This is a genomic window from Mycobacterium sp., from assembly GCF_036273375.1.
In the GTDB taxonomy this organism is placed as follows: Bacteria; Actinomycetota; Actinomycetes; order Mycobacteriales; family Mycobacteriaceae; genus Mycobacterium.
The window spans coordinates 1-7,960 of record NZ_DASUHS010000214.1; the positions used below are offsets into that span (position 1 = coordinate 1).

9 protein-coding genes are annotated in these 7,960 nt (G+C 61.8%); 7 read left to right on the forward strand and 2 right to left on the reverse strand.

What is annotated here, in order from left to right; all coding sequences use genetic code 11:
• Positions 1-33: 33 nt before the first annotated feature.
• Complete coding sequence (locus VFW69_RS19520; RefSeq protein ID WP_526503633.1) at positions 34-939, reverse strand: 3-hydroxyacyl-CoA dehydrogenase family protein; 906 nt, start codon at positions 937-939, stop codon at positions 34-36.
• A 68-nt stretch (positions 940-1,007) separates the two neighbouring features.
• On the opposite strand from VFW69_RS19520, the gene VFW69_RS19525 reads away from it, so the two are divergent.
• The 7 genes from VFW69_RS19525 (at position 1,008) to VFW69_RS19555 (ending at position 7,028) form a co-directional block, all read left to right on the forward strand.
• Positions 1,008-1,196 (forward strand): hypothetical protein, encoded by a 189-nt coding sequence (locus VFW69_RS19525; RefSeq protein ID WP_526503635.1) that lies wholly within the window; start codon positions 1,008-1,010, stop codon positions 1,194-1,196.
• 50 nt (positions 1,197-1,246) lie between these two features.
• A complete protein-coding gene (locus tag VFW69_RS19530) occupies positions 1,247-2,038 on the forward strand; it encodes an SDR family NAD(P)-dependent oxidoreductase (protein ID WP_526503637.1) in 792 nt (263 codons plus the stop codon).
• 23 nt (positions 2,039-2,061) lie between these two features.
• Positions 2,062-2,784, forward strand: coding sequence for an ABC transporter ATP-binding protein (locus tag VFW69_RS19535; protein WP_526503639.1), 723 nt, complete (start codon positions 2,062-2,064; stop codon positions 2,782-2,784).
• Between the two features lie 289 nt (positions 2,785-3,073).
• Positions 3,074-4,159 (forward strand): ABC transporter substrate-binding protein, encoded by a 1,086-nt coding sequence (locus VFW69_RS19540; protein WP_526503641.1) that lies wholly within the window; start codon positions 3,074-3,076, stop codon positions 4,157-4,159.
• Between the two features lie 138 nt (positions 4,160-4,297).
• Positions 4,298-5,041, forward strand: coding sequence for an ABC transporter ATP-binding protein (locus tag VFW69_RS19545; RefSeq protein ID WP_526503643.1), 744 nt, complete (start codon positions 4,298-4,300; stop codon positions 5,039-5,041).
• On the forward strand, positions 5,034-5,909 hold the full coding sequence (locus VFW69_RS19550) for a branched-chain amino acid ABC transporter permease (RefSeq protein ID WP_526503645.1): 876 nt from the start codon (positions 5,034-5,036) through the stop codon (positions 5,907-5,909). The genes VFW69_RS19545 and VFW69_RS19550 overlap by 8 nt, the downstream gene beginning before the upstream one ends.
• Positions 5,910-5,912: 3 nt before the next feature.
• The gene (locus VFW69_RS19555; RefSeq protein WP_526503647.1) at positions 5,913-7,028 is read left to right on the forward strand and encodes a branched-chain amino acid ABC transporter permease; all 1,116 of its coding nucleotides are present in this window, start codon (positions 5,913-5,915) and stop codon (positions 7,026-7,028) included.
• A gap of 10 nt (positions 7,029-7,038) precedes the next feature.
• Here the strand turns inward: VFW69_RS19555 and VFW69_RS19560 are convergent, their stop codons facing one another.
• Positions 7,039-7,794, reverse strand: coding sequence for an enoyl-CoA hydratase/isomerase family protein (locus tag VFW69_RS19560; protein ID WP_526503649.1), 756 nt, complete (start codon positions 7,792-7,794; stop codon positions 7,039-7,041).
• Positions 7,795-7,960 lie beyond the last annotated feature (166 nt).

Sequence of the window (7,960 nt, forward strand, 5' to 3'; positions counted from 1 at the left end):
CTGTCAACAAACATGTTGAAAAGGTCGCGCGGATCATACCGGAGGCGCTGAGCGGACGATCGCGCCATGCTCGTCGTAGCGGTAGATTCCCCGCCCGGACTTGCGTCCGAGCCGTCCGGCGGCGACCAGGTTTCGCAGGCCCACAGTCGGACGAAATCGCTCGCCAAGTGTTTTTGCCAGCGACTCCAGCACCAGCAGGAACGTGTCATGCCCGTTGCGATCGCCGAGTTCCAGCGGTCCGATGGGGAAGTTGAGGCCGAGTCGCAGGGCGCGGTCGATGTCCTCGGCCGTGCCGACGCCCTCTTCGAGCATGCGCATGCACTCCAGTCGCACGATGGCCGCGATACGCGACGTCAAGAAGCCTGGGCTGTCTTTCCTGCAGACCACGGTCTCCTTGCCAAGGCTCTCGGCGAAAGCCTTCGCGGCGGCGATGGTCGCCTCGCTGGTTTCCAGTCCAGCGACGATCTCCACCAGGCGCATCAGAACCGCGGGGTTGAAGAAGTGCATGCCGACGACTCGGTCGCTGGCATCGGGCAGCGCGCTGCCGATCGCCGTGATGGACAGCTGGGAGGTGTTGGTGGCCAGCAGGGCCGTTGGTGACGCGACCCCCGCGGCCTCCGCGAGTATCGCCTGCTTGACCGGCAATCGCTCCACTACTGCCTCGATGACCAGGTCGGCGCCGTCCGCGGCCTCGACGACGGAGCTGCGGGGGTGCAGCCGCTGCAGCGCGCGCACGCCGTCAGGCTCTTCGAGCACGCCCTTGGACACTAGTTTCTTAAGGCTCGCCTCGATCTTGACGCGGCCGCGGGCGAGCTGCTCCTGGTCGGCGTCGAAGAGGGCAACCTCGTGGCCGGCGGTCGCCGCCAGCTGGGCGATCCCCGAACCCATGATCCCGGCGCCGATGACAGCCACTCGTGTTGACTCGGGTAGATATTCCACAGCGCCAGCGTAGCAGTTCTGTCAACATCACCGTTGACTTACGAGCTCGCCAGGGCTACCTTGTCCCCATGGAGACGACAGAGCTGATCGCCAACGGCTCCGAACCGGGCATCGTCCAGTTGATACTCAACCGGCCGGCCCAACCGAACGCGTGGACGCCTTCTAACGAGACGGCGTTCTTCGCGGCACTCGACGATGCCGCAGCCAACCCGGAGCACGACGCCTGCGAACAGGCAGCCAGCCTCTTCGCAGGCTAGGAGACCGGTCTATGCGCGGCGGCTGCCGTGGAACTGACAGGACAAGATTCATGAGTGACGTGGCTCCATATCCGCCGCTGCAGGGCAAGGTCGCGATCGTAAGCGGCGCCGGGCGCGGCATCGGTGAAGCGACTGCTCGTAGGCTCGTGGCCGACGGTGCGCAAGTCGTTATCGGGGATGTCCGCGACGACCTAGGCCGTTCCGTCGCGGAAGGCCTCGGACCTCGTGCCGCGTACGTCCATCTCGATGTCGCGAATCAAGATGACTGGTACCAGGCAATCGAGTTCACGCGGGCCACCTTCGGTGGTCCTAGCATCCTCGTCTGCAACGCCGGAATCATGCTCTCTAGTCCTTTCGAGAAGACGACACCAGACGACTTCCGCCGCGCATTCGAGACCAATGCAATTGGCGTACTCCACGGCATACAGGCCGTGCTGGACCCGATGCGAGCGAACGGTGGAGGCTCCGTGGTCATTCTGTCGTCGGTCGCCGGGCTAGTGGGCATCGAGGGGCTGGCCGCGTACTGCGCGAGCAAGGCAGCAAACACGATGATCGCCCGCTGCGCGGCAATCGAACTCAGCCAGTACAACATTCGCGTCAACTCGATTCATCCGGGAAAGGTCGATACGCCCATGAGCGGCGATTCGGCAGTTGCCGCCATAGGTTCGGCCAACGCGTCCGAACCGCCACCTCTAGGGCGTATCGCGGAGTCGGCGGACGTAGCCGCCCTGATTGCCTTCCTCGCGAGAGACGATGCGGCCTACATTACCGGTGGTCAATACGTTATCGATGGCGGTCGGCAAGCAGGTTACAAATACTCCAAGACCGCTACTCCGACCTGAGTACCGAAGAGAGGGAGGCGTCGATGCTTCTCAGGGCAGAGAATCTCGCGCTGCGTTATCCGAACGGAGCCCTCGGCATCGAGGACGTCTCGATCGAGATTGACGAAGGCCAGATAGTCGCGTTGATCGGCGCAAACGGTGCGGGAAAGACCACGACATGCCGGGCGTTGAGCGGCGTCCTCAGGAACGAGGACATGAATATCGTCCGCGGCAAGGTCTTCTTCGATGGCGTAAACGTGACGGGGTGGGAGCCACATCGCCTCGTCAAGCTCGGTATCTCGGCGGTTCCCGAACGCAATAAAGTCTTTCCCAACCTCAGTGTGCGTGAGCATTTCATCTCTGCAGGGATGCATCGGCCTCGCGCCGAGCGGGACGAAGTAATCGAATTCGGTCTGCAATTGTTTCCTAAAATTAGCGACCGCCTAGGGCAGAGCGCCGGCAAGCTCAGCGGGGGTGAGCAACAGATGGTCGCGATCATCCGTGCCCTGGTCAACCGCCCCAAGTTGCTTATCGTTGACGAGATGACACTCGGCCTGCACGCTAGCCTGCAGGTACCCCTCTTCGGGGCACTCGAAAGCATCACTGCCGAGGGAACCGCATGCCTCGTCATTGACGAAAGCACTACTCATACAATGGCAACGGCGCAGTACTGCTATCTACTCGAAGGCGGTCGCACCACGAAACACGGGCGATCCGCCGACTTCGCGAATAAGGACTTGCTCGGGATTGGGTACGTCGGCGCCTAGACGACATCTCCAGTTACGGACCGCAGTATCGATAAGCCCGCGCATGAATCGAGATGTCTTGCGATGCGGGGCCATCGCTGCCCGAAAAGCCCGAAAAAACCGAAAAATAGATACACGGAAGGAAAAATATGTCATGCGAGTACAACGAAGACACCGGACAATTCTAGGCGCTGGCCTTGCCGCGCTTTCGCTGCTGGCCCTCGCGGCCTGCGGTAACGGGGCCGGGTCCACGACCACGGCCGCGAACGGCTCGAGTAGCTCCGGATCGAGCGGCGGCGCTTATAATGTCGTGCTGATCTCGGATCTTTCCGGTGGCTTTTCGAGCGTATCGGCGCCTGGCGCCGCCGGCGCCGAGGTGGCCGTGGACAACATCAACGCTAGCGGTGGCGTCAACGGCAAGAAGTTGAATCTCCAGGTCATCGATAGTCAGTCGAGCCCGAGCATGGCGCTTACCGCAGCCCAGAAGGCGGTAGCGGAGAACCCCCTTGCCCTGATCATGCTCTCCGGGTCCGCGGGCGCATCGGCAATCACCTCGCTCGTGCAGTCTGCGCACGTGCCCTTCCTAAGCCCGGCTCTTCCCGACACCTCGGTCTACCCGGCGCAGCCGTATCTGTACCAGTCGAGCTTGACCGCCCAGCAGGACGCCCAGGCAATGTACCAGTTCGTGAAGCAGCATGAGAACGGGTCCCTGTCCGGCAAGTCCATCGATATCGCGGCCATCAATTCGCCATATGTCGACGTTATTATCAAAGACGTCAGCACGCTACTGAAGGGTAGCGGTGGCAAGGTCGCCAGCGTCGAGCGGTATAACCTACCTCTCGCGTCCTTCGCAACGCAGGCCGACGCGATCGCACGCGACAAGCCGAACGTCGTGCTCACACTCGGCTCGACGGATGACACCGTTGTAGTGTCGAAGGCGCTCACGGCCGCGGGCGTGGGAGCACTGCAGGTCGGCATTCCCTCGGGAGCCGGACAGGGCACCCTCCAGCAGATCGGCTCGGCCAATTACTATGCCATGACTGCCGATCCCTACCCGTCCGAACTGCCTCGCGTTCTCGCCATTGCGGATTCCCATGGCAAGAAGACTGAAATGTCGGGCTCGATCTTCTCAATGTCCGGCTGGGTGACCGTGTACATGCTCGCCGATGCGCTCAAGCTGTGCGGTGGCAGTTGCTCGAGCACTGCGCTAAACGGCGCGTTGGAGCGTGTTTCCAACTTCACCGTTCCGAACGGTGTCTCTTACGGGCCGGTGACGTTCAGCGGATCTGACCACGCCGCCGTAAGCACGGTCCGGTTCCGCAGCTACGACCCAGCCACACGCCAGTTCTCGGAAAGTGATCCGATCAATGTCGGGATCGGCTCCGGGAACGGTTAGCGGATAGACCTGGAAGTTAAGGGTACGGACGTGAACGAAGATCACGAGTGGAATCCGGGCGGCACCCAACATGACACGCTGCACGCCAGCGCGATCGAAGTCCGTGCCCTAAGCGTTGCCTTTGGTGGTCTGCGGGCGTTGACCGACGTTTCGGCGTCGGTCAACGCCGACCATATCGTAGCGATCATCGGGCCTAACGGTGCCGGCAAGACCACGCTGCTGAACGCGATCTGTGGCCTCGTGCCAAAGGCCAGCGGCGAGGTCCGACACTACGGTAAGGACGTAACGAACGCCCACCCAACCAAGATTGCGCATTGCGGGGTGGGACGCAGTTTTCAGGATCCGAGGCTGATCGATTCGCTCAGTGTCCTGGAGAACGTCCTATGCGGTGCGCACGCGACAATCGGGTATTCGCTAGCGGATCAGGTCATCCATCGACTCAAGGTTGGCAAGGCCGAACGCAAGGCTCGCGCGAATGCGAAAGAGCTGCTTGGCCTGTTCAGGCTCGCCGACCTAGCCGACGTCGAGGCAGGGCGGCTCGCCTACGGCCCGCGCAAGATGGTCGACATTGTTCGCGCCACGATCTCCCGGCCAAGGGTCTTGCTGCTTGACGAGCCGTCCTCTGGACTCGGTCGAGCCGAACGCGCACGTATCGAGAACATGCTCTTGATGATCAACAAGGAGTTTCAGATCCCGATGATGATCGTCGAGCATCACATGGACCTTGTTCGTGCCGTCGCCCACCGAGTGCTCGGCCTAGCCTCCGGCTCGGTTGCGCTGCAGGGCCCGACCAGCGAAGTCCTCGCCTCTGAGCAGTTCAGGGCGACCATGACGGGCGAGGTGTCCGTGCGCGAGCAGAAGGTGGCGACCACAGATGTCTGAGTTGACGGCAGCGATCATCGGCGGCCTCTCGCTCGGCGCGGTGTACTCGCTCGTGACGCTTGGCATCGTCATCATCTTTCGCGCGACGGAGACGTTCAACTTCGCGCATGGCAGCTTCATGCTGTTGGCCGCGCTAATCGTAGGGCGACTGCAGAGCCATTCAGGTCTCCCCTTCGCCCTCCTCGCGTTGATCAGCTTGGGCATCGTGGGCGCGCTCGGCGCGATGCTGTTTCGCTTTGTCTTGCGCTCCACGATCGGCCGACCGCACTTCGTAGCCGTCATTGCCACACTGGGGTTCGCTGCAGTTGCTGACGGCGTCATCGGCATCGTTTTCCCGGAGACGCAGTACACAATCACGATTCCGGGACTTTCGAATGGCTCAACGAGGATCTTCGGAGCAACATTCAGTGTCGCGTCGCTGGAGATCAGCGCATTCGCCGTCATCCTGACGGTCGCACTCGTGCTCGTCTTTCGATTTACCTCATTGGGAGTTCGGATTCGGGCCGCCGGCCAGAATTCGTTGCTGGCCAGCCAGGGCGGCATCAACGTCCACTGGGTTTATCTCGGATCGTGGGCCTTGGCGTGCGTGCTTGCGGGCGTCGCAGGCATCGCCTACGGCAGTGTGAACTCGGTCAACCAAGGAATCGAGGGCCTAGCTCTGCTCGCATTTCCCGCCGCACTACTCGGCGGCCTTGACAGTATCCCTGGTTCCCTCATCGGCGGCTTCGGTATCGGCCTAGTTGGGGGTTTCGTCGCAGCGTACATTGGCGGAGAGTATGTCACAGTTGTCACCTATCTTGTCCTTCTCGTCGTCATGCTATTCCTGCCGCAGGGCATCGCAGGCACGCGAAGCGTCAGGAGGGTTTAAGTCATGACTAGCGCGATAACGGGCACCGGCAGCGCTGCTCCGAGGCGTGCCTTCGACTGGCGAAACCTCATCAAGCAGAGGTACCTTATCATCGCTGTCGCTTTCATCGTGGTCGCCTTCGTCACTGCGGCCGGGTCGTCGTACTCTATCTACATCGTTGACACGATTCTGCTGTCTGCAATCGGCGCCATGGCACTTGACTTGCTGATGGGAACCGGTGGCCAGGTTTCCATTGGAAATGTCGCGTTTCTCGCCGGTGGTGCCTTTGCGGCGGTGTGGGCATCTCGCGCCGGCGTACCCTTCCCGTTTGACGTGATCATCGGCGGGTTGGCATGTGCCGTGTTCGGTTTCATGGTGGGCTTGCCAGCCTTGCGAATACGCGGCATGTACCTGGCGCTGGCTACCCTCGCCGCGTTCTACCTGGCTGACTTCGTTGGGCAGCAGTACCAGAACGATACCGTCGGCGCGGCGGGCTTCTTCCTGAAGCCCGTATTCACCGGTACTATCTCACAGCAGTCGGCGAGTTGGGCCTGGCTGCTGCTCGGCGTGCTTGCCGCGACGATCATCCTTTTCTCGTGGCTGCGCAGCGGCCGCAGCGGACGCGCCTGGCGCATGATCCGGGATCACGAGATCGCGGCGTCGATAATGGGCATTCCGGTATCGCGTTACAAACTCAGCCTGTTCGTGATCACCTCGGCTATCATCGGCATCCAGGGCGGATTGACAGCCCACTTTACCGAGTCGGTCACCTACGACAGCTTCACGCTTTCGCTGTCTATCTCGGTGATCGCAATGATCCTGATCGGTGGCCTCGACAGCCAGGCCGGACCGTTGATCGGTGCCGTTGTCATAATCACCATGCCGATCTTCGTCCCAGACATCATCAACACGTTTACGAGTTCGTCAAACGCCAGTCAGGACGCTAGCAGCTACGCCGAGGTCGTCTACGGGGCGCTCATCGTGATCTTCATGATCAAGGCCCCCAAGGGACTCGTCGGCCTCATCCAGGTCATAGGCCGAAAAGCGCACTTGCGACGGGACAGGTCACGCACTTCGCCCCTCACGGACGGGCTGACGACCAAGGATATCCCGGTACCCAGCGGTACCCCGGAATCGTGAGATGAAGGTGCTACCGCTTGTTCACGAACCGGGCGATGGCATCGGCCGAGTTCGCGTACGCAGACAGGTGACGGGTGTAGTCCTGCTCGGTGCGATATGCCGTCTCTAGCGGCAGTGTGTCAGTGCGGACTACCGACGCCTTCGCCATGCGGATAGCGACCGGGTCCTTGGCCGCGATCACGCTGGCCAACGCATGGGCCTCGGTCAAGAGGTCGGCACGGCTAACGACTGCCTCGACACCGCCGAGGCGATACATCTCGGCGGCCGACACTCGCTCGCCCGTATAGAACATCCGCCGGGCCTTGCCCGGGCCGACCATCCACTGGGCAAAGGACGCCGCCCCCAAGACGCCGACGTCGATCTCCGCCAGGGCGAAGGTCGCGGACTCCACCGCCAGAACGATGTCGCTCACCGCGGCCAAGGCCACGCCCGCGCCCACCGCCGCCCCGTTGACGGCGCAGATAACCGGCACCGCGCAGTGCCGTACCGCAAAGAACGCCTCCCTCCCCAAATACGCTGGGTCGCCGACGTTCGCTGAGCCAGGCTCGGATCGTTCGACCTGGAGGTCATGTATGTCGCGTCCGCCGCAAAAGACTCGATCCCCGGCACCGGTGAACACTACGACCGAGATGTCGTCCCTGTCGCGGAAGCTGTCGAAGACCTGCTTTATCTCTCTGTAGGTCTCGCGGGACAGCGCATTGACGGGAGGTCGGTCGATGACCACCTCGGCGATCCGGTTATGCGCGGTCAATCTGAGTCCGGGCATGCTCACCTACTTACTCCGACGGTCCGAGCTGCTGAACACCCTCGAACGTATGTCTGCTCATGGCTCCTGTCAACATGATCGTTGGCTCATACTGACGGGCAAGGGGAGTGGCTCGCCAGCGACGTCTGAGATGGATCGATATTTTTTCAACACTAGTGTTGCATCG